We start from the raw sequence: 23,291 nt of genomic DNA on the forward strand, positions 1-23,291 counted from the left end.
GGCGACGGCTTTCCCACATGCGCTGTTCCAAGCCATGCCCGCTAAGGGAAATATAAAAGCGATTGAATTTCAAAGCCTTGCTGCAAAGCCCCGGATTCGCGTAATTTCACGCACCGTAGCAGCAGGGTTTTCAATGGCACTTCTCAACACCTTCCCGTTGAGCTTCAAGGTTCGCGACAAGCGCATTGCCATTATTGGCGGTGGCGAAGAGGCGCTAAACAAGGTGCGTCTGGTCGCCAAGACCAGCGCGCAGATTGTGATCATCTCCCGTCAGATCGAAGCCGACTTCAGCGGCTTTGCGGTGCAGTGCATCGAGCGCGGCTTCGCGGTCTCCGACCTCGACGGCGTGGCGCTGGTGTTTGTCGCCGAAGAGAGCGCCGATGCTGCCTTGGCCAAGGCTGAAGCGCGGGCCCGCAATATCCCGCTCAACGTGGTCGATGTGCCGGCTGAATGCGATTTCTATACCCCTTCGATTGTCGATCGCGCGCCGTTGACGGTCGCGATCTCGACCGAAGGTGATGCGCCAGTGCTGGCGCGACTGGTGCGGGCCCGTATCGAGGCCATGCTGCCGCCGGGCTTTGGCAAAATCGCCAGCCTGGCCGGCGGGTTACGCCAGCGCGTTGAATCTCTGATTCATACGGGCCCTGCGCGCCGCCGCTATTATGAAGCGCTGGTCACCTCGCCCCAGGTCGAAGCTGCCGTCGCCCAGAGCCCGATTGCCGGTCGTTTCCAGGCCGAAGTCTTGCTTGAGCAGCATCAGAGCAATAGCGAAGCAACCGGCATTGTTTGGTTGATCGGGGCAGGGCCGGGATCGGAAGACCTGCTCACCCTGCGCGCCCAGCGCCTGCTGCAGGAAGCCGACGTTATCGTTCATGACCAGTTGGTGCCCGATGCCGTGGTGCAGATGGGACGGCGCGATGCCGAACAGATTTCGGTCGGTAAGGCCAAGGGGCATCACTCGTTCAGCCAGGCACAGATCAATACGCTGATCGTCCGGCTGGCGCGTCAGGGCAAGAAGGTCGCACGGCTCAAGTCGGGCGATCCGATGGTATTCGGCCGTGCCGGCGAAGAAATCGCTGCGCTGCGCAAGGCCGGGCTGGCCTACAAGATCGTTCCCGGCGTCAGTGCTGCTTTGGCAGCAGCCGCGGACACGGCGACGCCAGTCACGCTGCGCAAGGTATCGAGCGGCTTTGTCATGGCAACGGCGCATGGCGCCGAGGATAGCGATCTCACGCATTGGGCCGGCCTGGCGCAGTCCGGCCTGACGCTGGCGCTCTATATGGGCAAGTCCATTGCCGCCGAGGTCGCCGGCCGGCTTGTCGCACATGGCGCCAATCCGGAATTGCCGGTGGGCATCGTGGTCAATGCCGGGCGACCCCAGATGACAACATATGCGGCCAGCCTGCGGTCCCTCATCGACAGTGATGTGGTGCTGGCAGACGGGCCTGCAATCATTTTCGTTGGTGAAGCCGTGGCGGCTGGTGACTGGCCCAATGCCGCGCAGATCGCCGCGCAGAACTTCAAGGTAGCGTGACAAAATGCAAATTCTGACGGGCAATGAGCTGACTTCGGGCGGGACGGTCTATCTCGACGCCACGGGTCGGTGGGTCGAGGACCTGCAGGCGGCGCGTGTATTCGGGGCAGAAGACCTCGCCGAACGTGACGCTGCGATCGCCGCGACCAAGGGCACTGGCCGCATTGTCAGTGTCGAAATTGAAGACGTAACACTTGATGGCGTGGTGCTTGTTCCCAAGCGTCTGCGCGAACGCATCCGGGCAGCGGGTCCCACCGCGCCTTTGACTTTGAACGGCGAGATCTACGACCGCCAGCATCTGGGTGAGGACGGTCATGTATCGATATGACGAATTTGACGCCGCGTTTGTCGCGGGTCGTACGGCGCAGTTCTCCGATCAGGTCCACCGTCGTCTTTCGGGCGAGTTGAGCGAAGACCAGTTCCGCCCGCTGCGGCTGATGAATGGCCTCTATCTTCAACTGCATGCCTATATGCTGCGTGTAGCGGTGCCTTATGGCACGCTGTCGAGCAAGCAGATGCGCAAGCTGGCCCATATTGCGCGCACCTATGATCGTGGCTACGGCCATTTCACCACGCGCCAGAACATCCAGTATAACTGGCCCAAGCTCAAGGATGTGCCGGTTATCCTTGAGGAGTTGGCGAGCGTGGAAATGCACGCCATCCAGACGTCTGGCAATTGCATTCGCAATGTGACGACGGACCAGTTTGCTGGCGCCGCCGCCGACGAGATCATTGATCCGCGTCCGGTTGCCGAGATCATTCGTCAGTGGTCGAGCCTGCACCCCGAGTTCAGCTATCTGCCGCGCAAGTTCAAGATTGCCATGACCGGCTCACCCAATGACCGGGCCGCGATCCGTTTCCACGATATCGGCCTGCAGGCTGCGGTGAACGCTGCAGGCGATATCGGCTGGGAAGTCTGGGTTGGCGGCGGTCTGGGCCGGACGCCAATGATCGGCAAGCTGCTCAACAGCTTTGTGCCGAATGAGCATCTGCTCGCCTATCTTGAGAGCATTATGCGCGTCTACAACCGCTATGGTCGGCGCGACAACAAGTACAAGGCGCGCATCAAGATCCTGGTGCACGAAGAGGGCCTTGAGACGATCAAGGGGCAGGTCGAGACCGAATTTGCCGAGGTGCGTGGTGGTGTCCTGACCCTGCCGCAGGCCGAGCTTGATCGCATCACCACCTATTTCGCGCCGCCTGCGTTCTCCGACCAGTCGGGCAATACCGTCGACGTGGCCTATCAGTCGATCATTGATCCCGCCTATGGCCGCTGGCTCGACAACAATTTGAACGCCCATAGCCAGCCCGGCTATGCCTCGGTCACCATTTCGCTCAAGCCCGTTGGTGGCGCCCCGGGCGATGCGACCGATGCACAGATGGATGTCGTGGCCGATCTGGCGGAGCGCTATTCGTTCGATGAGTTGCGCGTGACCCACGAACAGAACCTGGTGCTGCCCCATGTGGCCGTCGCCGACTTGCGCGCTGTCTATGATGCGCTGGTGCAAGCCAAGCTTGCTGACGGCAATACCGGTCTGATCACCGACATGATCTGCTGCCCGGGTCTGGATTTTTGCGCCTTGGCCAATGCCCGTTCGATCCCCATCGCGCAGGAAATCTCGCACAAGTTTGCTGCGCCCGAGCGTCAGGCCGAAATCGGTGATCTCAAGATCAAGATTTCAGGCTGCATCAATGCCTGTGGTCATCACCATGTTGGCCATATCGGCATTCTGGGCGTCGAGAAGAAGGGCGGGGAGCTCTATCAGATCACGCTTGGCGGCGACGCAACTGAACAGGCTTCCGTCGGCAAGATCATCGGACCCGGCTTTGAAGCTGATGCGGTTCCTGGCGCGATCGAGAAGCTGGTCGATACCTATATTGCTCAACGTCAAAGCACTGAAGAGAGCTTTATCGAGGCGTATCGTCGCCTGGGTGAGGCCCCCTTCAAGGAGGCTTTGTATGGCGCAGCCTAAAGCCGCCCACGTGCCTGCTGTCCACGACAAGCTGCGGGCACTGGGCATTCTGGCGCTCAATGGGATGTTCGACGAAATGGATGCGGTTGGCGTTTTGCGCCAGGCTGCAACCGATGTGCTGCCCGGTGATCTGGCGATTGTTTCGTCGTTTGGCGCAGATTCGGCCGTGCTGCTGCATCTGGTGGCCCAGGTCGATCCGAGCCTGCCGGTCTATTTCCTGGAAACCGGCAAGCATTTCGTCGAAACGCTGGACTATGTCGAGACGCTGAAAAGGCATCTGGGACTGATCAATGTCCACGCGATCCATCCCAATTCCGAGGATGTTAAGCGCTTTGATCCGGCGGGCACGCTGTGGGAAACCGATCCAGACAGCTGCTGCCATATTCGCAAGACCGAGCCGCTGGAGCCCATCACCGAGCAATATGCCGGCTGGGTGACAGGTCGGAAGCGCTTTCAGACCAAGGAACGCGGTGTGCTGCCGCATTTCGAGCTGACGAGCGATGACCGCATCAAGGTCAACCCGCTGGCCTATTTCAGCGATGCTGACGTCAATCAGTACAAGATCGAGCATGCCTTGCCCGAGCACCCGCTGTTCGCTAAGGGCTACAAATCAATCGGTTGCGCGCCCTGCACCTCGGTGGTTGCCGAGGGTGAGGATCCACGTGCCGGACGCTGGCGCGGCCTCAACAAGCAAGAGTGCGGTATCCATTTCGATTTCAACGGAGCGATTGCCTCTCCCATGACAGCTTCCAAGCGACATACCCTCTGGAAGGACGGCGCCTTCATGGCTGACCCGTTCCGTGCCTGGAGCGAAGAGAGCGATGCAGCAACGGCCAGCTATACCCATGTGCCGCTGCCCGTGTTTGTTGCCAATCGTGATGCGTTCCTGGCCAACCCGCACCCTCTTGGGCTGCAGGTGTCACCTGGTGACCGGATCGAGGATGTCGAAGCTGATCTGGGGCGCTTTGCCTCGATTGCCATAACATTTCCCGCCTTCACAGACGGTCGGGGCTATTCAACAGCGCGTCTGCTAACTGAACGCTACCAGTACGCTAACGAGATCCGGGCTGTTGGTGACGTGTTGCAGGACCAGATTCCGCTGATGCGCCGCTGCGGCGTCAATGCGCTGGTGGTGACACACGAACCCACACGCGACGCCCTGGTGGAAAACCGGCTTCCCGAAGTTGGCATTTTCTACCAACCTGTTGGCACTGCAGAGGTGCCAGTCGGTACGCGCCCCTTCCTTCGCCGCGTCTCCTGATATAAGCGGAGCCTGGTGGTCAGGGTTTACCACCAGGCATGACGAATTCCCTGTAATTTGAGGGCGGTGGCCCTCCAGATGGACTTGAGATCAATGAGCACTGAAATCACCACTGATGTCGTCGTGATCGGCGCGGGCCCCTGCGGGCTGTTTGCTGCGTTCGAACTCGGACTGCTTGACCTCAAATGCCACTTTATCGACATTCTGGACCGCCCCGGTGGGCAGTGCGCGGAGCTGTATCCGGAAAAACCGATCTACGATATTCCGGGCTTTCCCGTGGTGACCGGCCAGGCACTGACCGACAATCTGATGGCGCAGATCGCGCCGTTCGCGCCGGAATTCCACTTCAATCGAATGGTCAACTCCATCGAGAAGCAGGAAGACGGCTCGTTCAAGCTGGCAACCGATGCTGACGAAATTTTCAATGCCAAGGTTGTCGTGATCGCTGCTGGCGGTGGCTCGTTCCAGCCCAAGCGCCCGCCTGTCGAGGGCATTGAAGCGTTTGAAAACAAGTCCGTATTCTATTCCGTCCGAAAGATGGACGACTTCCGCGGCCAAGACGTTGTGATCGTTGGCGGCGGTGACTCGGCGCTCGACTGGACGCTGAACCTGCAGCCCATCGTGCGGTCGCTGACGCTTGTGCACCGCCGCGATGCCTTCAAGGCAGCACCCGCCTCGGTCAACAAGATGAAGGATCTGGTTGCCGAAGGTAAGGTGAACTTCCAGCTCGGCCAGATCGCCAAGCTCGATGGCGAGGACGGGCAGATCAACCATGTGCATCTGACCACTGCAGCTGGCGATCTTTCGGTGCCGGCCACGCGCCTGCTGCCCTTCTTCGGCTTGACCATGAAGCTTGGTCCCGTTGCCGATTGGGGCCTTGAGCTCAACGACAACACCATCGTGGTGGACACCGAGAAGTTCGAAACCTCGGTTCCCGGTGTCTTTGCGATTGGCGACATCAATTCCTATCCGGGCAAGCTCAAGCTGATCCTGTCGGGTTTCCATGAAGCGGCGCTGATGGCGCAGGCTGCCAAGGCAATCGTCGCACCGGGCGAGCGGGTGGTGTTCCAGTACACGACCAGCTCGACCAAGCTGCAGAAGAAGCTGGGCGTTGCCTGATGAAAATCCACGTCACTGACCAGGCTGGTGAGCAGCACGAGCTCGAAGGGCTCGAGGGCTGGCGGGTGATGGAAGTCATTCGTGACTGGGGCCTGAACATCAAGGCCGAGTGCGGTGGTGCGCTGAGTTGCGCCACCTGTCATGTCTTTGTCGACAAGGACTGGACCGAGATTGTCGGTGCGCCCAGCGACGAAGAAGAGGATATGCTCGACAGTGTCGGTGACGTCCGCGAGAATTCCCGCCTGAGCTGTCAGATCCTGATGAGTGACGCACTTGATGGTCTCAAGCTCACGCTCGCACCAAGCGCGGCCAAGGACTGAGCTAGCGTTTAATTTCTGTTCGTCGGGTTCGAGAAGTTTAACCTCTATCGGCTAGTGTGATCATAGCGTCGCCCTGGTTTTTTAGAGCGTAATTATATGACCGCGAATAGTTGTGCCGGGTGTCGCAATGCCGACGCCAACTCGTTTGAAATTCCCTTCACCATGGCTTTTCAGCCCATAGTGGACGTCTCGGCCAATCGGGTCTGGGGCTATGAGGCGCTCGTGCGCGGCCTTGCGGGCGAGAGCGCTTTCGACGTGCTTGGTCAGGTAACCGAGAAGAACCGCTACGCTTTTGATCAGGCCTGCCGGGTCAAGGCGATCGAGCTGGCCGGCACACGCATCGGCGATGTTGACGCCAAGCTGAGCATCAATTTCATGCCCAATGCGGTTTACGAGCCCAAGGCCTGTATTCGCGCAACGCTAGAAGCGGCATCGCGCATGCAGTTTGATACGCGGCGCCTGATGTTCGAATTCACAGAGAATGAACGCATGGATGATGTCGGCCATATCGGGCACATCGTTTCCGAGTATCGCCGCATGGGTTTCACGACCGCGCTGGACGATTTTGGAGCCGGCTATGCCGGGCTGTCACTGCTGGCCAAGTTCCAAACCGATCTGATCAAGATCGATATGGAGCTGCTGCGTGGCGTCGATACCTCCCCGGTCAAGCAAACCATTATTCGCGGACTTGTCGGCATGGCTGGTGAGCTTGGCATCACCCTGCTGGCCGAAGGCGTCGAGACAGAGGCGGAACTGACCATCCTCAGGGCCGCCGGCATCAAGCTGTTTCAGGGATACTATTTTGCCCGGCCACAGGTGGAGGCCTTCCAGACCATGACCGATATGGCGCTGGCAGCTTAGGGCGCCTTGGCGTTGTCGCTGGCAAGCTTGGTCAGTTCGGGGATAAAGTCGCGCACCATGGGTTGCGGCTGGGTCTCAAAGGGCAGGGGGCGGACAACGCGCATGGCGGCAATGCCAACGCGTACCGTCATCAAACCATTGACCACCCCTTCGCCGAGGCGGGCTGACAGCTTTGCCGCCAGACCCTGCCCAACCAATTGCTCGACCAGCCCATCTGTGAGCACCAGCCCGCCTGTGACGGCCAGATGGGTCAGAATGGTGCCCGTTAGCCTCCAGAAGCCAAAGAAGCCGGGACGGGCGCCGTAGAGCGCCGCAATAGCCCCTGCGAGCCGGACGCTCTCATAGATCACGAATGCAATGTCGACCAAGGCTCGTGGTGAGACCGCGGTGACCAGCGCTACTCGTCGTGCCGACGCCGCAGTCAGCGTCTTGGCGCGCGCGTCCAGTGGTGCCATCAGATTGCGCTCGGCCAGCGCCACAATTTCTTGCCCATCGAACAGGTGCGGCAGATGGTCGGCAACATCCTGACGCGCTCTGGCCTGATCAGGGCGAGCGGCGTAAATGCCAAGCAGCTTGTCCACCACAAGCTTGGCGCGGCGCTGGTCGTTATCGGCGGTCGCCCGCGCCGCATCGCGCTTGAGCGCGTCCAGCATATGCAGTCGCCGAAGGGCAAAGACTTCACGGGTAGCCAAGGCGATCACTGCGACAACAAAGGCGGCGAGCACGCTCAGGCCGACCCAGCCCAGCCATGGGTTGGCGGCAAACAGATCCCGGATCAGACGGTCTGCCGCCAGACCCAGACCCGCCGAGACCAGGATGCCACTGCTGGCCCAGGCGAGGCGGCCCCACCAGCTCATGCGTTTGGGTGGTGGCGCGACAAGCGTTTCCTCGGGCTCACTATCAAAAGGCGCATCGGTCCGGTCCACGGCTGTGGGGGCAAAGGCACGCGGCGCGCGGACGATTGGGGTTTCATCGGCCTTGTCTGGCGTTACGGTCGGGCGTGCGATAGGGCGTTTCATGCGAGCCAGTCTCCCACCAGATAGTCCAGGGCGCGGTCAAACCGGATATGGGGCAGAACCACATCGCCACTAGCATTGCGATCCAGTTCTTGCGGCGGGGTAAAGCGCAGGAAATTCAGTGCGACCGGGCTGCCGTCCTCGAACAATGAGTCAGGCCGTTCTGGTAAGTCGCCGGGAAACAGAGCGATCTCGGTTTTTCCATCATAGGTCATACCGTCCAGTTTCTCGCCCTCAATGGGCGTGCCAACGATAGCGTTGAGCGTCTGGCCGCCCTCTGAGATCGATCCTTCATGGGTGGCCCGGATACCTGCGAGCGCCATGGACCGGGTGTCCGTACCAGCAAAGCGCGCGCGTTTAGTCGCGTTGGACACAAGGCGATTGAGAATGGCCTGCAGCCGGTCATGGCTGGTGTGGTGCACATGGTCGGCTTTGGTCGCGGCAAACAGGATGCGGTCGATGCGTCGGGCAAAGGGGCGTAGCAGGGGATTGGTTTCGCCTTGCCGGAAGCAGGACAATACGGAGGTCAGTGCCGTTTCGAGATCTGCCACGGCGGCTGGGCCGGCGTTGAGCGCGCGCAGGGTGTCTACCAGCACGATCTGGCGATCAAGGCGCGCGAAGTGGTCGCGGAAGAACGGGCGCACCACTTGCGCCTTATAGGCCTCGAAACGATGCTCAAGCATAGCGTAGAGGCTTGTGCTGCGCGGGGTGTGGCTGGGAGCGGGCAGGGGCGCAAAGGTCAGCGCGGGTGATCCCTCAAGATCGCCGGGGAGCAGAAAGCGTCCGGGGGGCAAGGTGGAGAGGGCACCATGTTCGCGACTGCGGCGCAGATAGTCTGTGAAGGCGGTGGCCAGTCGCTCTGCGTCGGGGTCATTGGCTTCTGCCAGCGGGTCAATAGCGGCAAGTTGATCGAGGAACGGGGTGGCCTCTTTGCCCGAACCGGGGCGACGGGCCCGTTCAAGCGCCTCGGCGCTCCACTCAGCGAAGCTGAGCCCGAGCAGTGGCAGGTCGAGCAGCCATTCGCCGGGGTAATCGACAATGTCGAGATTGAGCGTGGAGGGACCACGCAGGCTTGAGTACCAGTTTCTGGACTGAAATTTGAGCACGATGCGCAGCTGGGATATTCGCCGGGTCCCTTCGGGCCAGACCGGGTGCTTGCCGGTCAGGGCGTCCAGATGCTGCTCGTAGGCAAAGCGCGGAATGGTGGCGTCAGGGTATTCGGCCAGCCGCGCTCCGATGAAACGGCCTTCAGCCAACGGCGTGAAGCCAGGCATACGGCCGCCGGTCAGCAGATTATGCACAAGGGCCGTGATGAAAATGGTTTTGCCAGCGCGGCTCAGCCCTGTAACGCCAAGCCGCAATGTGGGGGTAAATGCCCCGGTCGCGGCATCGGCCATATTGGACAGGGCAATGCCCAGTTCGTCGACGATGGTCGTTGGAGTTTGGGGCACGCGCTACTCTTTCAATGCACTGGAAAGATAGGGATTCGTAGCGCACGTTCAAGCGCTGATGGATAGGCACAGAGTGCGTGCGCATCTTGTGAGATTGTTAAATTCCCCTGCGGTATTCTGCGGGCTTGTTTTTGTATCGAGAGCGTAGCAGTGGCGGCGCCAAAGTGTTGTTGTCATGCGTAATTCTGCTCTTGCCCAGATAGATCCCCAAAGTTCGCGTTCCAATGACTCCTCATCGGCTCTGCAACTGGCTGTTGCTGAGCATCTTGTGCAGTTGGGGTGTTTGTCAGTTTTGGATCTGGCAGAAGCGACAAGACAGAGCGCTGAATGGGGGCACGGGCTATCCCACGTACTGATAGCGGGCGGCCATGTCCGTCGCATACAGTACTATCAGGCGCTGGCAGACGTGTCCGGTGTACCGTTCGTCAACCTGCTCGAACTGCCAAGCGATCCGAGCGTGGTCGAGGCCGCAGACAGGTTCGATTACACCGAGCGCAATGTCACGCCCTGGCGCATGAATGGGGGACGGATGCTGGTGGCGACCACCAGCATTACTGATGAAGTACGCGCCTGGGCCTGGTCGCGATACGGCGACGCCTATGACTTCGTGATCACCTCGCCCTACGACATTCTGTGGCAGACACAGACACTGTTTCGTGATCATGACAGCCACAAGGCGCGTGAAGGCCTCTATGAGTGGAAGCCGCAGCATTCGGCCAAATTCACCGTTACCAAGGCACAGAAAGTGACAGTGCTCATCTGCCTAGTCGGGCTGGTTCTGGCGCTTGTCATTGCGCCGCTGCCAACCGCGATCGCGCTGATGTCAGCGGCGACGGCCCTTTACACGCTGACCTTCGTTTTCAAGTTCATTCTGACCTGGGTGGGCGCGAGCCGACGGGCGGATATCGCGATCTCCGACGAGGCAGTGGCCAGTCTGGTGGACCGCGATCTGCCGGTCTATACCGTGCTGGTGCCGATGTATCGCGAAGCGCGGGTCTTGCCGCTGCTCGCTCAGGCGCTCAAGGGGTTAGACTATCCTGCCTCCAAGCTCGAGGTGAAGCTGGTTCTGGAAGAGGACGATGATGAAACCATCGGCGCGGCCAAAGAGCTGGATCTGCCCGGCAATTTCGAAATCATTCGCGTGCCGCCAAGCCAGCCCAAGACCAAGCCGAAGGCCTGCAATTACGCGCTGCAGTTTTGCCGTGGTGAATATCTGACGATTTATGATGCCGAGGATCAGCCGGAGCCGGATCAGCTGAAAAAGGCCGTGCTGGCGTTTCAGACGGCCGAGGACAGTCTGGTCTGCGTGCAGGCGCGCTTGAACTATTTCAACCGCGGTGAGAACTGGCTGACCAAGATGTTCACGCTGGAATATTCCCAGTGGTTCGACTTCCTGCTGCCCGGCCTGGACGCTCTCAACGTTCCAATTCCACTGGGCGGGACATCCAACCACTTCAAGCTGGCAGCGCTGCGTCAGGTCAATGGCTGGGACCCCTATAATGTAACCGAGGATGCCGATCTGGGAATTCGTCTGGCTCAGGAAGGGTTCACCGTAGGCGTGATCAACTCCACGACCTATGAAGAGGCCAATGGGGTGATGTCGAGCTGGGTCAAGCAGCGCAGCCGCTGGATCAAGGGCTATATGCAGACCTGGCTGGTGCATATGCGCGATCCGGTTCACCTCTATCGCTCGATCGGCCCGGTGGGGTTTTTCAGCTTCCACTTCTTCATCGGCGCACCGGCATTTACTGTGCTGCTCAATCCGATCCTGTGGGCCATTACACTGTTGATGTATGGCGCCAAGCTTGAGCCGTTTGGCTGGCTGTTTGTCGAGCCGTTCGGCACGCTGGCGCTGTTCAATCTCGTCGTCGGTAATCTGTTTCTGGTCTATTTCGGCGTCGTGGCAGCGCTCAAGCGTCGTTACTACGATCTGGTCGTGGTGGGCCTGACGCTACCCTTTTACTGGGTGCTGCACTCAGTCGCCGGCTACAAGGCGCTCAAGCAACTGATCACCAATCCCCATTACTGGGAGAAAACCGAGCACGGTACATCCTCGTTCACGCAGGCCAAGCTGGACGACGCACAGAAGAAGCGTGCCACATGAGTGCGATGTCAGCATCATTGCCGCGTATCGTGCCTAAGAAGACATGGGTCCGTCCCGCTGCGATCGGTCTGCTGACCGCTATGGTCCTGTTGCTGCTGGGTGGCAATCTGGCAGGTAATGGGGCACTCGAGCGTTCGGTTGCCGCCCAGGACATGCTGTTGCGATGGGAGCAGGGGAGCCTGCTGCAGGGACTGATTGACTGGCTGGCAGGCTGGTTTATCGGCGTTGTTGACCAACGGACCGCGCTGGCGCTGATCTACATCACCGTGGCCGCGGTTGGCGCAGCCGCGCTGTTCCGCCAACTGCGTACCAGTGACTGGCCTCTGGTGCCCGCCGTGCTGGCACTCCTGCTGGTGGTGTCGCATCCCATGCTCCTGCAAACCGTCACGACGGCGGGGCCTGAATTTCTGATAGTCATCGCGACGGCGCTGCTTATTCCCGGACGACGGGGACTTGAGGCCGTCGGCGACGCGCAGTCGGTCATCAATTACGGGCTTATCCTGCCGCTTTTGCTGATGGCGGGGCCGTCGCTGGCAGCGCTCATTCCATTTTTACTGCTGGCTGTACCGCTGAGCGATCCAGAAGCGCGTCGCCGGCCCAGAGCCTTTCTGGCCATGTTGCTGGTGGGGATCGTTCCGGTGCTGATCATCGTGTTGGGGGTGATCGTTATTGCAGCGCGGAGCGGTATCGGACCCGGAGCCCTGATCGCGCCATTCATGCGGGCCTTTGAGGCGCAACAGTCGCCGCTCATGGGCCCAGTTGCGCTAATGGCGCTCAGCGCGCCTGTGGGGTTCGCTGTCTTGTTGCATGCGCTTATTCCGGATCGTCGCCGCAAGGTTTTCACAAGCGCCATGGTGGCGGTGGTGCCGCTCTATCTGGCGGTTGGCAACAGCCTTTTTGCCTTCAATCTGTCGCCGTGGCTGCCAGCAGTCGCTCTTATGGCGGCCGCTTTGGGCTGGCTGGCTGCAACGCGTATCCGGTCCTGGATGCACTGGCTCGTGTTGCTGCTGCTGCTGGCGGGGTCGGCGGCAAGCTGGTGGCTTGCACCACACTGGTCGCAGCCGGGCTGGCTGGACGGGCTGATGCCCATCCAGCTGTTCGGGTGGCAGGTCGGCTAAGCGCCAGTCTTGCTGGTTTCGTAGCCGATCTCGGCCATGTCGTACGGCGTGGTCTGGTAGATCTCATTGATCCAGTTCTGGAACAAGAGATGCGCGTGGCTGCGCCAGCGGTTTTCCGGCGTGGCTGTAGTGTCGCCATTGGGAAACAGATTGGCCGGTGGCGGGGTTGTCAGACCTGCCGAAATGTCCCGATCATACTCGTCGGCAAGGGATCGATTGTCATATTCGAGATGGTTCAGGAAATGCACGGCCCGGTGTTTTTCATCGCCCAGCATCGAGATGCCGATATCGGGATTATCGATGAGCACTTCGAGGTCCGGCCCCAGCGTGGTGCGGTCAATGTCGTTGTAGCGCGAGACCGGGATCATCGGGCTGTCGGAAAAACCGCGCAGATAGGGCGAGCGGGTGTTAACGACCTCGTGCCGGAACACGCCAAATGCCTTCTCTGCCATGCGGTAACGCTTGGTGCCGTGGAAGTGGTGCAGTGCTGCCTGAGCGCCCCAGCAGATGAACATGGTATGGTGCACATTGGTCTGTGTCCAATCCATGATGTCGAGCATTTCGGGCCAGTAACGCACCTCCTCAAAAGGGATGTTGGCAATGGGTGCACCGGTTACGATGAAGCCGTCGAACTTGCGGTTCCGGACCTCTTCCCAGGTGCTGTAGAAAGAGTTGAGATAGTCCTCGGGCGTGTTCTTGGACTGGTGTTCGGTGACCCGCACCAGTGTCAAATCTACCTGGAGTGGGGTGGAGCCGATTAACCGGGTGAACTGGGTCTCGGTGCGCTCCTTGTTGGGCATCAAATTGAGTAGGCCGATTTCGAGCGGGCGAATATCCTGCCGCGCGGCGCGGCTGGAATCCATGACATTGACGCCCTCGTCTTCGAGGGTTTTGCGGGCGGGCAGGTCGTCGGGGATTCGGATAGGCATGGCAGCCTCTTAGCTGGCGATCATCACAATACGATTCAAGCGGGGCGCGCCTCCAAAAATGGAGAACGCGCTAGCGCATTCGCTTGTCGATGGCCGCTGCCATCAGGTCGATGAATTCGTCGCCGTCACGCACCAGGGCGAGATCGGAGGCTTCCACCACATAGCCGAAATTGTCGGCCAGCATCTGGTAGCGAGGCAGGCGGTCATGCAACAGCGCCTCAAATCCCCACGCGCCGAAGCCAGTGGGGTCGACGTCATTGTCTTCCAGGATACCGTGGATCAATTTGTACTCGGCCCATTTCTCAACGAGAAACTGCGGCGGGTAGTACATTGGCTTGGGGCTCTTCTTGAACCGACGGATCAACTCGGCGGCGTCCGAGCCAGTGCCGCGGATGTAGAGCAGGGTGGTCGCGCCGGCCAACGTCTTGATCACGGGGTCTTCGGGATCGGCCGGATCGACAACCTCGATCAGCGAGCCGCCCGTGTCGGCGATGAAATTGTCATAGCCATAGAGCGCCTTGGCACGCTCGACGAAGTGGGGCACATCGTGCAGCGCGGCAATCTCGGCAACGCGGTGCTGCTCCTGGCGGCGCTGATATTCGGCCAGCGGCAGGCCATGCTTGTCTGGGTCGCCGGGCGTCCCCAGGTAGCTTGAAAGCGGGTCAAGGTTCTCGAACGTCAGGTTCGAGGAGATGTAAATCGAATCCGACCGCAGCAGGTCCGCGAGAAACGGGACCTTCATTGCTTCGCGCTTGAAATTGTCGACGATGGCTTCGCCCATATAGCGTGTACCGATGCGGTAATCGGCCGAGTAGTGAAACCAGTTCGACGCGCGCAGCATAGCGGAAAGCCGCGTCTTGCCGACGCCGGCCATGCCAAACACCGTCACGGCGCGGTTTGGTGACTTGATGAATTCATCGGCAGACTTGAACAGCATAAAACGCCCCGGACTTCAGGCCTTTCCCAATAATGCAAGCGCCCCCGCTTCACAAGCGGGCGGCAATTTCTGCCGGATGCTCGGACTCAATTGCCGGTTATGGCAGGCGCTGTCGCGAGGTTTGCCAAAATTACCCAATGGATTCAACGGACAAAGGAGTTGGCATCGCGCTTGCATTGATAGTGGGGAACGCGTCGCAGGGCGCAAACGAGGTTTACGGAGTATCTCATGGGCATTTATGGCGCTCTTTCCAGTGCGGTGACGGGTCTGCGGGCCCAGGCGCACGCGTTGGAAAACATTTCGGGCAACATCGCGAACTCGCAGACGACGGGTTACAAGCGCATTGAGACCGATTTCCTCGATCTGATCCCTGATGCGCCGCTCAAGCGCCAGGTTCCGGGTGCAGTGCTGGCGCAATCGCGCGGCACCAATGAAGTGCAGGGTGACATCAAGACCGTGTCGAACGAGACCTTCGTGGCGCTCAATTCGAACGGCTTCTTTGTGGTTGAGCCCAAGATCGGGCAGTCAGACGGCAATTCGGTGTTTGCGGGTACCAATTTTTACACCCGTCGCGGCGACTTTGAGATCGACAAGGACGGTATGCTCGTCAATGGCGCCGGCTACTACCTCAAGGGCCTGCCTATCGATACCACTACCGGCAATATTTCGGGTTCCGTGCCTGAAGTCATCAAGCTGTCCAACGCCTTCCTGCCTGCGCAGGAGACCAACCGGATCAATTATCAGTCCAACCTGCCGCAGTTGCCCAAGACGACGGCCTACAACGCGACCGTCTATAACAGTGAACTGCTGGAGCCGAACAAGTATGCCGGCTATGCCGGGGCATCGACTGCCGCAAATATGGCTGGTGGTGCGCTGACCGGCACTGACGGTGCCGCTACAGTCTTCAACGTTGGCGAAACAGTCAGTCTGAACGTGAATGGCACGGCGGTGACGTTTGAGTTTACCAATGGCGGTGCCGCTGCCACCGGCAATCAGGCCATCGACATCACGACTGCTCCGGCGCAGGTCGCGACTGTTCTGGCAACTATGCAGGCCTCGTTGCGCTCCGCAGGTGGTCCCGCAGCTTCCAGTGCCATTGTCGATATCAATGGTGGTAATCTACGGATCAACCTTGGTACCGATTACCACGCCAAGTTCTCGGTAACCGGCGGCACGGCCGCACAGTTGACTGCCCTGGGCCTGACAAATCCGAGTGCATCCACTGTGCCTACACGTCCTGCCGTGACCACGATTGCAGCGAGCGATGACACGCTGTTCAAGTCGAACTCCGTCGCTGGTGGCGCCATCACGGTCTATGCATCGAACGGTGCGCCAGCCAACGTGCAGATGCGCTGGGCCAAGATCGACAGTGCTGCTTCTGGCGGTTCCGATACGTGGAACCTGTTCTACATGTCGGATAGTGCTGCCACCGGCAGTTCGCCGATGTGGACCAATACCGGTCAGACCTACACCTTTGGTGCAGATGGCTCGCTGGTGGCGCCTGGCGTCTCCACGACCACGCTGAACAATCTGACAATCAATGGTGTCGCCATTGGCAATGTCGAACTCAAGCACGACACCAACGGCGTCTCCCAGTTTGCTGACGTGAACGGCACGGTGAATGTGTCGACACTGAACCAGAACGGTTACGGCGCCGGTGAATTCGTCTCGGTGGCCATCAATGATAGCGGTCGTGTGGTCGCTACCTATTCGAATGGTGAGCGTATCGACATGGCGCAGGTGGTGACGGCTGAATTCAACGCCATCAACCAGCTCAAGCGTCTGGACGGCGGCGTGTTCGCTACCACATCTGAATCGGGTGAAGCGATCCTCGATCTGTCCGGTTCGGGCATCATCGGCGGCTCGCTCGAAGCATCCAATACCGACATTTCGGACGAGTTCACCAAGCTGATCGTGACGCAGCAGGCCTATGCCGCTGGCACCCGCATCGTCACCGCAGCGGACAAGATGCTGCAAGAAGCACTCAACATGATCCGCTAGGCGGATCGACCAAAAGTAGGGTCCGGGGCGTGCGCTCCGGGCTTAGTCCCTTCGTGAGGAGCCCGGTCTATGGGTCTGACGACATCACTTACCAACGCTGTGTCTGGTCTGCGGGTCAATCAGGATCTCGCTTGGGCTCGTCAGCCGTAACATCGCCAACTCCGGAACGCCTGGCTATCACAAGCAGTCGCTCAACGTTGTCGACTACAACACGCAGACCAGCTCTTATGCGCGCAGTGTTGGCGCCAACCGCGCGTTCAATGCCAGCCTGCAGACCTATTACAACCGGCAGGTGTCGGACACCGCCAACTCATCGATCCAGGCATCCTATCTGGATCGCCTGCAGGGTTTTCTGGGCAAGCCGGGTACGGCTGGTTCGCTCGATACGCTGTTCAGCGATCTGCAAAACTCTCTGCAGAGTGTGGCGACGAGCCCTGACGATTATACAACACGTTCAAATGCGGTTGCATCCGCCCAGAACATGGCCGAGACGCTCAACCGGTTGTCCAACACCATCCAGGGGATGCGGCAGGAGACCGAGGGGCAGATTGCCTCGAACGTTCACAACATGAACGGCATGCTGAACTCGCTCGCCGAGGTCAATAACCGCATGCTGGATCTTGGCATGACCGATAGCGCGCGCTCAGCGCTGCTTGATCAGCGGGACCGCCTGGTCGGCTCTGTTGCCGAACTGATTGACGTACGCGCCGACTATCGCGGTGACGGTACAGTTGCGCTGATGACGCGCTCGGGTGTTGGTCTGCTGGATAATGGTGTTTCCACCTTCTCGTTCGAGAGCGCCGGCAGCCTGTCGGCAAATTCGGTGTTTGACCCCAATTCCAGCGAGAACAAGGTCGGCAAGCTGTCGCTGACAACCCCGTCCGGTCTGACGATCGATCTGGTGACCCAGGGCGTGCTGCAGGGCGGCGAACTGGGCGGTCTGGTGACGCTGCGCGACAAGACACTGGTTGAGGCGCAGGAGCAGCTGGACGAGATCGCCTCTGGGCTGGCGCAGGCCTTTTCAACGGTCAAGAACCCCGGCGTAGCGGCCACTGATGGCGTTGCCAATGGTTTTGACATTGACCTGACAACGCTCAAGCCAGGCAATGACGTGCTGTTCACCTACTCGGAAAATGGGGTGAACAAGCAGGTCCGGGTGGTCAATTCGACCGATCCCGTGGACTATATGGATGCCTCGGGCCAGCGAGTCATCGGTATTGACCTGTCGGGCAATTCCACCGCTGCTGCCGCTGCGCTGAATGCGAAGTTCTCAGGGCTGGCGATCTCCAGCACGGGTGCCGGCAATCTGCGGATCCTGGATGACGGCGCGATTGGCGCTACGGACGTCAAGACCGCAGTGGCACGCTCTACATCGACGGGTCTGCAGGGCGCCGGATTGGCCTTCAACCTGTTCGTCGATCAGGGCAATACGGCTTTCACCAACAATCTGGACAGCGATCCGCCACAGAAGCAGGGCTTTGCGGCCCGCATCTCGGTCAATACCGCGATTGTGGCCAACAACAAGTTGATGGTGCAGCACGAGGTCGGCGGGACGCTGGGTGACGCTGACCGTGCCAATTACATCATCGATCAACTGGCCTCGATGAGCTTTACCTCGGGCGGCAATCCGGCGGCCAATGCCGACAAGTTCCAGCTGACGGGCAATCTGGGCAATCTGATTGGCCAGGTGCTGGGTTTTCAGGGCGGCAATATCAATGCCGCGCTGACCAAATATGATGATCGGCAACTGACGCTGGACACGATTTCGGACCAGATGCAGACCGAATACGGCGTCAATCTGGATGAGGAAATGGCGCGCCTGATGGAATTGCAGAACGCCTATGCGGCCAATGCCCGTGTGGTGTCGGTGGTCAAGGAACTGCTCGATGCCCTGTTGGGCGCGGTGTAACGGAGTAGCGTGAGATGATCGTCAACAAATCCATGTTTCCGCTTCAGACCGGTTTTGGTGTGATCACCAAGATGCAGGAACGCTTCTCCGACCTGCAGATGCAGCTTGGTACGGGCATGAAGGCCTCCACGCTGGCTGATATGGGCCGCGACCTGCCATTGTCGCTCTCTGTTCGCTCGCGCCTTGGCAAGATCGAAGGCTATTCCGCCAATATCGCTACAGTCGACCTTCGCCTGAGCTTTCTCGACAAAACCATGTCGCGCTTTGACTCGATTGAAGGTGAAGCCCGCAATTCTGCGGTGCAGGGCCAGTACGGCACCAACAATATCAACATGGCCACCTTGCCCAGCCTATCCAAGGCACGGCTCGATGAGACGGTCACGCTGCTTAATTCAGACGTCAATGGCCGCTACCTGTTTGGTGGTTCCAACACCGATACCGCGCCTTTGCCAACCACCGATGTGCTGCTGGATGGACAATCCGGCAAGGCCGGCTTCAAGACCGTTGTGAGTGAACGCAAGGCAGCGGACGCAGGCATGGATGGTCGTGGCCGTCTGGGCTCGACGCACACGGTGGGCACCACGGCGGTGGCGCTGGCGGAAGACGGCGTGCACCCGTTCGGAATGAAGGTGTCGACTGTGTCGACCACCAGCAGCGCCGTTACTGTTACACAGCCGACGCCGGGCACCTTGCCATTGGGCGATGAGGTATCAGTTACCTTTGCCGCGACGCCGGCGCCCCAGATTGATTCCGGTCACACTATTACGATGGGTTTTGAGTTGCCGGACGGCACCAATACCCAGATCACGCTGCGCGCTGTTACAGCTGCAGAGGCATCGGGCGCCATTGACGAGTTCGTCATTGGGGCAGACGCCGAAGCGACTGCAGTGAACTTCAAGGCCACGCTTGATGCCAAGCTGGTCGATGTCGGTTCCAAGGAACTCGCCGGCGCCTCCAATTTCGTCGCGGCGAAGAACTTCTTCAACGGCCCAGGCGAGCCCGTGCTGCGGGTGCAGGGAAATCCTGCCACGGCGACAGCGCTGCGGGTCGCCGACTCTTCGGACACGGTGATGTGGTATCAGGGCCAGTCGCCAGCGGTTGCGGCCGAGGGCCTGGGCCGCATGGACATCAGCTCGGCAACAGACACCGTGACCCTTTCAGAGCGTGCGCCCAGCTCCGCGAGCTATGGTTTCCAGATTACGGGCGTCTCGGCCGACACAGCCAATATCGACACAACATATACGGCGGCCGACCCCAGTTCGGTCAATGTACAGTTCACCGGGGTTCCGGCTGCTGGTGAGGCTGTCAATGTGACGCTGACCGAGCCGGGCGGCAATACGCGCACGCTTACGCTGACGGCCGTGACCGGCAAGGCGGGGCCGGGACAGTTCACCATTGGCGCCGATGCCAATGCCACGGCGACGAATTTTTCCAAGGCGCTCAATATCGTTGCTACCGAAGCTGCCATTGCCGCGGAAGGCAATCCGCGCCAGACGGTCACCTCGCAGATCGATGACTCGACGCGGGTAGCCTATGGCGTTGAGGCCAACGAATCCGGCCTGCTGCGGCTCGTACGCTCGCTGGCCTCGCTTTCGGTCGAGACCTATCCGGACAGCGATGCCAGCTCCAAGGAACGCTACGACGCCATGGCCCGCCGGCAGCAGCTGGAACTGTCGGAATCGCACAATTCCGAACGCGGTTCGGTCGAAATCATGACCATGGAACTGGCGATCGCGCGCAAATCGCTGCAAAACTCCACGTCGCGTCACACCGATTACAAGGCGCAGCTGGACAACCTGCTCAGCGACGTGGAGACGGTCAGCAAGGAAGACGTGGCCATGGAGATCCTGGCGCTGCAGACCCGGCTGCAGGCGAGCTATCAGGTGACCTCGATGGTGAGCCAGCTCAGCCTCGCCAACTTCATCTAATCAACAGCCAACGGCTAAACAAAAAGCCCCGCAGTGATGCGGGGCTTTTTGTTTAGGCATGTGATGGGCTCAGGAGCCGCGCAGGCCGGTCGCAATCTGGCGGTTTAGGCGCACCAGCACGTCGAGGCGCTGCGCCGCAGGGGCTGGCTCAAGCAGAATTTCGCGGGTTTCGTTCAGAATGAAGAGGCCCAGATTGGCAATATTCTGACGAATTTCGTGGGGCAGGGGGCTGTCTTCCTTGGTCACCGAAGACATGAAGATGGTCCACAGCTTGCGATTGAAGGTCAGTGCCACCTTCAGTTCGTCGCGCGTCCCGGTTTCCCACTCGTCCTTGACACGCTGGATACCTGCAGCGGCCTTCATCAGCAGGGCTGACTCACGCTCGCGGGGGTTCTCAACTGCCTTGGTCGTCTGCTGGTAAGCCTGGGCGCCTTGCTGATACATGGTTCAAGAGATCCTGTTCATATTCGATCAGCCTATGGGCGGCCTTCAGAGCTTTGTAGAGAGCCCCGGTTAATATCTCGTTATTGATTTCGTTGACTATTTCAGCGGCAGAAGGAACTGCGGCGAGAAAATCGTTGATCAGCGAAAAGTAGGTTTCGCGGCCATTGCTGATATCGCCTTCGATATACATCAGCTGCACCGAGAGGTAGATGCGCTTGGCCGGGGTATCTGCGGTCTTGGTGGTCAGGATGTCCTTTTCCCGCAGGATCGGAGACTTGCCATCAATGAAGAGCCGGGTGCGTTGATCTGAATTGGTGATGATGCAATTGCCCACCAGCAGTTTCTCGCCGGGCTTGAGTTCCACCTTGAGCGCCATGTGACCAGTCTCCCAGACTCTGTATCTGCGTGACCTCTACCCTGCCATGGCGTCGAAAACAATGAAGGCGGGCCGAGGCCCGCCTTTGTCTGTTGTCAGCCTTGCCTGCGGATTAACGCAGCAGCTGCAGGATCGACTGGTCAGCCTGGCTGGCCAGGGAAAGCGAGTTGGACGACAGCTGCTGGCGGGTCTGCAGTGCCAGCAAGTTGGCCGCTTCTTCGTTCATGTCGGCCAGGGTCAGGTTGCCGGCGCCGGTTTCCAGCGTGTCAATCATGGCCTTGGTGAAGTCCTGACGGTTCTGCACGATCGAAAGGTTCGAACCAAAGGTCGATGCCTGCGAGCGAACACTATCCAGAGCGGCCTTCATGTCGGTGAGCAGCGAGTCGATGGTGGTATCGCTGTCGAGCTGTTCTTCCTCGAGTGAGGTTGGCACGCCCAGATTTGCGGAGTTAATCGTGCCGCCGTTCTTGGTCTGGATGTCGATCGAGGAGGTGCCCGTCTCGTTAAAGGTGATGGTCAGCTTGTCGCCGCGCATCAGGTTGATACCGTTGAACGAGGCGTCATCGGCGAGCTTATCGAGCTGATCGCGCAGTTCGTTAAACTGGGACGCAAGGCCAGCGCGGACGGAGTTGCCAGAAATTTGGCTTGTGGAAGTTGAGCCGTCGATCTTGCCGTTGGATGCACCCTCGATATCGAGCTTCTGGGTCGACTGGTTTTCGATGCGTAGCTTGCCGTTGTCGTTCGAAGCGCGAATCTTGCCGGTCAGGTTGGTGTCGGCGTTGATGCTCGCGACCAGTTGATCAACGGTTTTTGCGGCAAACGTGTCGGTGATGGTGGTCACGGTACCAGAGGCGATTGCACCATTGGTCGAGCGTGCCGTGGTGTTGGCACCTATGCCTACCGCAGTACCAAGGGTCGTGTCGCTGGCAGTGACGTCGAAATTGCTGCCGTCGACACGCGAGAATGTGAGGCCTGCAGCGTTTTCGGCGATCGTGAAGCCACTGGCGCCGCCCAAAGCGCTCTTGAGCGCAGCGAGCTGACCGGTAGTGGTAGCATCGAACGTGTAGCTCACAGTCGTGCTGCCTGACGACAGTGTCAGTGTCTTGCCGCTGAGTGTAGAGAGATCCGGGTCGTTGGTGTTGGCTGTGAAGTCCGTTCCACCAGTGGGTGCGAGAGACGCGGTTACAGCTGTGGTAGCAGCGCCAGCAGTCAGGCCCGCATGTTGGGCGGCAGTGCCGCCAACTGTAACGGTTTCACCCTTGGTGCTTTCAAGGCTCAACTGACCGTTGACGACAGAGGCGGTCAGCCCGCCAGTGCCACCAGAGGCCGCGCCCAGCGCGGTGTTGATCTTTTCAGCCGCCGTGCTTGCGGTGTCGGTATCGGTCAGAGCGACCGTGATGGAGCTTCCGCCATTGAGCGAAGTCGCCTGCAGCGTCACGTTGCCATTTCGGCCAAGCGTTGCGCCTGGGCCCACAAAACCATTGTTGGCAGGCTTCAGTGTATTCGTAAGAGAAGTCGTTTGGTCAGCTGCGAAAGCGCCGCCGCTGAAGGTCAGTTCCTTTGCAGCCGAAGTGCCGATAGCTGTTGCATCGACGGAAAGTGAAGCCGTCTGGAATGATTTGTCCTGGCGTGCCTGGCGCAGGGTCGACTGCATCGATTCCAGCGTCTTGGTCATGGCCGACAGGCCGTTATCCGCAGCCTTGAGGGTCTGGATGCCGTTGGCCATGGAGTCCATGAGCGCATTCAGATCGCTGGACCGGTTGGTGAGGCCCTTGGCGGTAAACCAGTTGCTCGGGTTGTCTAGGGCAGAGTTGACCTTATTGCCGGTGGACAGACGAGTCTGCGCCACTGCCATCATGTCGGCCGTGCCCTGAAGTGCGAGTAGATTCGACCGGACGGCCTTTGAGAGTGAAATGTCTGACATTGATGCGATCCTTGCCCTGGGCCCGTCGCGGCCCCGTTGGCAATATGGTTAACAGCAACTTTATTAATGGGGTGTTAATCGTGCTT

General features: G+C 59.7%; 19 protein-coding genes. 12 read left to right on the top strand and 7 right to left on the bottom strand.

The annotated features are described in order from the left end of the window. The first annotated feature begins 133 nt into the window (after positions 1 to 133). From cysG to AC0L37_RS05785, 7 genes are all read left to right on the top strand, one after another. Entirely contained in the window at positions 134 to 1,534 is a 1,401-nt protein-coding gene (gene cysG, locus AC0L37_RS05755) for a siroheme synthase CysG (RefSeq protein ID WP_282221738.1), read from the top strand. A gap of 4 nt (positions 1,535 to 1,538) precedes the next feature. Further along, entirely contained in the window at positions 1,539 to 1,862 is a 324-nt protein-coding gene (locus AC0L37_RS05760) for a DUF2849 domain-containing protein (RefSeq protein ID WP_282221737.1), read from the top strand. After that, entirely contained in the window at positions 1,849 to 3,507 is a 1,659-nt protein-coding gene (locus tag AC0L37_RS05765; protein WP_269369247.1) for a nitrite/sulfite reductase, read from the top strand. Before AC0L37_RS05760 ends, AC0L37_RS05765 begins: the two co-directional genes overlap by 14 nt. Beyond that, a complete protein-coding gene (locus AC0L37_RS05770; protein WP_269369249.1) occupies positions 3,494 to 4,768 on the top strand; it encodes a phosphoadenylyl-sulfate reductase in 1,275 nt (424 codons plus the stop codon). The genes AC0L37_RS05765 and AC0L37_RS05770 overlap by 14 nt, the downstream gene beginning before the upstream one ends. A 93-nt stretch (positions 4,769 to 4,861) precedes the next feature. After that, entirely contained in the window at positions 4,862 to 5,887 is a 1,026-nt protein-coding gene (locus AC0L37_RS05775; protein WP_282221736.1) for an NAD(P)/FAD-dependent oxidoreductase, read from the top strand. Then, a complete protein-coding gene (locus AC0L37_RS05780) occupies positions 5,887 to 6,207 on the top strand; it encodes a 2Fe-2S iron-sulfur cluster-binding protein (RefSeq protein ID WP_269369251.1) in 321 nt (106 codons plus the stop codon). Before AC0L37_RS05775 ends, AC0L37_RS05780 begins: the two co-directional genes overlap by 1 nt. Positions 6,208 to 6,303: 96 nt before the next feature. Then, a complete protein-coding gene (locus AC0L37_RS05785) occupies positions 6,304 to 7,068 on the top strand; it encodes an EAL domain-containing protein (RefSeq protein WP_212657467.1) in 765 nt (254 codons plus the stop codon). On the opposite strand, the gene AC0L37_RS05790 is transcribed toward AC0L37_RS05785, so the two are convergent. Together AC0L37_RS05790 and AC0L37_RS05795 are read right to left on the bottom strand one after the other, a co-directional pair. After that, positions 7,065 to 8,087 (bottom strand): YcjF family protein, encoded by a 1,023-nt coding sequence (locus AC0L37_RS05790; protein ID WP_282221735.1) that lies wholly within the window; start codon positions 8,085 to 8,087, stop codon positions 7,065 to 7,067. The genes AC0L37_RS05785 and AC0L37_RS05790 overlap by 4 nt on opposite strands. Further along, positions 8,084 to 9,481 carry a YcjX family GTP-binding protein gene (locus AC0L37_RS05795; RefSeq protein WP_282223018.1) on the bottom strand — a complete coding sequence of 466 codons (1,398 nt, stop codon included), beginning with the start codon at positions 9,479 to 9,481 and terminating at the stop codon, positions 8,084 to 8,086. Before AC0L37_RS05795 ends, AC0L37_RS05790 begins: the two co-directional genes overlap by 4 nt. A gap of 337 nt (positions 9,482 to 9,818) precedes the next feature. Here AC0L37_RS05795 and AC0L37_RS05800 point away from each other — a divergent pair, with 337 nt between their 5' ends. Next, positions 9,819 to 11,639, top strand: coding sequence for a glycosyltransferase family 2 protein (locus tag AC0L37_RS05800; RefSeq protein ID WP_282221734.1), 1,821 nt, complete (start codon positions 9,819 to 9,821; stop codon positions 11,637 to 11,639). Next, positions 11,636 to 12,757, top strand: a complete 1,122-nt coding sequence (locus tag AC0L37_RS05805) for a hypothetical protein (RefSeq protein ID WP_282221733.1) — start codon at positions 11,636 to 11,638, stop codon at positions 12,755 to 12,757. Before AC0L37_RS05800 ends, AC0L37_RS05805 begins: the two co-directional genes overlap by 4 nt. Here AC0L37_RS05805 and AC0L37_RS05810 read toward each other — a convergent pair. Together AC0L37_RS05810 and AC0L37_RS05815 are read right to left on the bottom strand one after the other, a co-directional pair. Further along, positions 12,754 to 13,686, bottom strand: coding sequence for a homoserine O-succinyltransferase (locus AC0L37_RS05810; protein ID WP_212657471.1), 933 nt, complete (start codon positions 13,684 to 13,686; stop codon positions 12,754 to 12,756). The genes AC0L37_RS05805 and AC0L37_RS05810 overlap by 4 nt on opposite strands. A 70-nt stretch (positions 13,687 to 13,756) precedes the next feature. Beyond that, positions 13,757 to 14,623: an ATPase gene (locus AC0L37_RS05815; protein ID WP_282221732.1), complete on the bottom strand. Its 867-nt coding sequence runs from the start codon at positions 14,621 to 14,623 to the stop codon at positions 13,757 to 13,759. A 228-nt stretch (positions 14,624 to 14,851) separates the two neighbouring features. Between AC0L37_RS05815 and AC0L37_RS05820 the strand changes: the two genes are divergently transcribed. From AC0L37_RS05820 to AC0L37_RS05830, 3 genes are all read left to right on the top strand, one after another. Beyond that, on the top strand, positions 14,852 to 16,624 hold the full coding sequence (locus tag AC0L37_RS05820) for a flagellar hook protein FlgE (RefSeq protein WP_212657473.1): 1,773 nt from the start codon (positions 14,852 to 14,854) through the stop codon (positions 16,622 to 16,624). 151 nt (positions 16,625 to 16,775) lie between these two features. Beyond that, on the top strand, positions 16,776 to 18,533 hold the full coding sequence (gene flgK / locus AC0L37_RS05825; protein ID WP_473315344.1) for a flagellar hook-associated protein FlgK: 1,758 nt from the start codon (positions 16,776 to 16,778) through the stop codon (positions 18,531 to 18,533). 14 nt (positions 18,534 to 18,547) lie between these two features. Beyond that, positions 18,548 to 20,461 (top strand): hypothetical protein, encoded by a 1,914-nt coding sequence (locus tag AC0L37_RS05830; protein WP_269369261.1) that lies wholly within the window; start codon positions 18,548 to 18,550, stop codon positions 20,459 to 20,461. A gap of 69 nt (positions 20,462 to 20,530) precedes the next feature. On the opposite strand, the gene flaF is transcribed toward AC0L37_RS05830, so the two are convergent. The 3 genes from flaF to AC0L37_RS05845 all read right to left on the bottom strand — a co-directional run bounded on the left by flaF (position 20,531) and on the right by AC0L37_RS05845 (position 23,205). Continuing rightward, positions 20,531 to 20,905, bottom strand: coding sequence for a flagellar biosynthesis regulator FlaF (gene flaF, locus AC0L37_RS05835; protein ID WP_282221731.1), 375 nt, complete (start codon positions 20,903 to 20,905; stop codon positions 20,531 to 20,533). Further along, positions 20,856 to 21,281: a flagellar biosynthesis repressor FlbT gene (flbT, locus tag AC0L37_RS05840; protein ID WP_212657477.1), complete on the bottom strand. Its 426-nt coding sequence runs from the start codon at positions 21,279 to 21,281 to the stop codon at positions 20,856 to 20,858. Before flbT ends, flaF begins: the two co-directional genes overlap by 50 nt. Before the next feature lie 112 nt (positions 21,282 to 21,393). Next, entirely contained in the window at positions 21,394 to 23,205 is a 1,812-nt protein-coding gene (locus tag AC0L37_RS05845; RefSeq protein ID WP_282221730.1) for a flagellin N-terminal helical domain-containing protein, read from the bottom strand. Positions 23,206 to 23,291 lie beyond the last annotated feature (86 nt).

The sequence above is a fragment of the Devosia sp. J2-20 genome, from assembly GCF_055808475.1.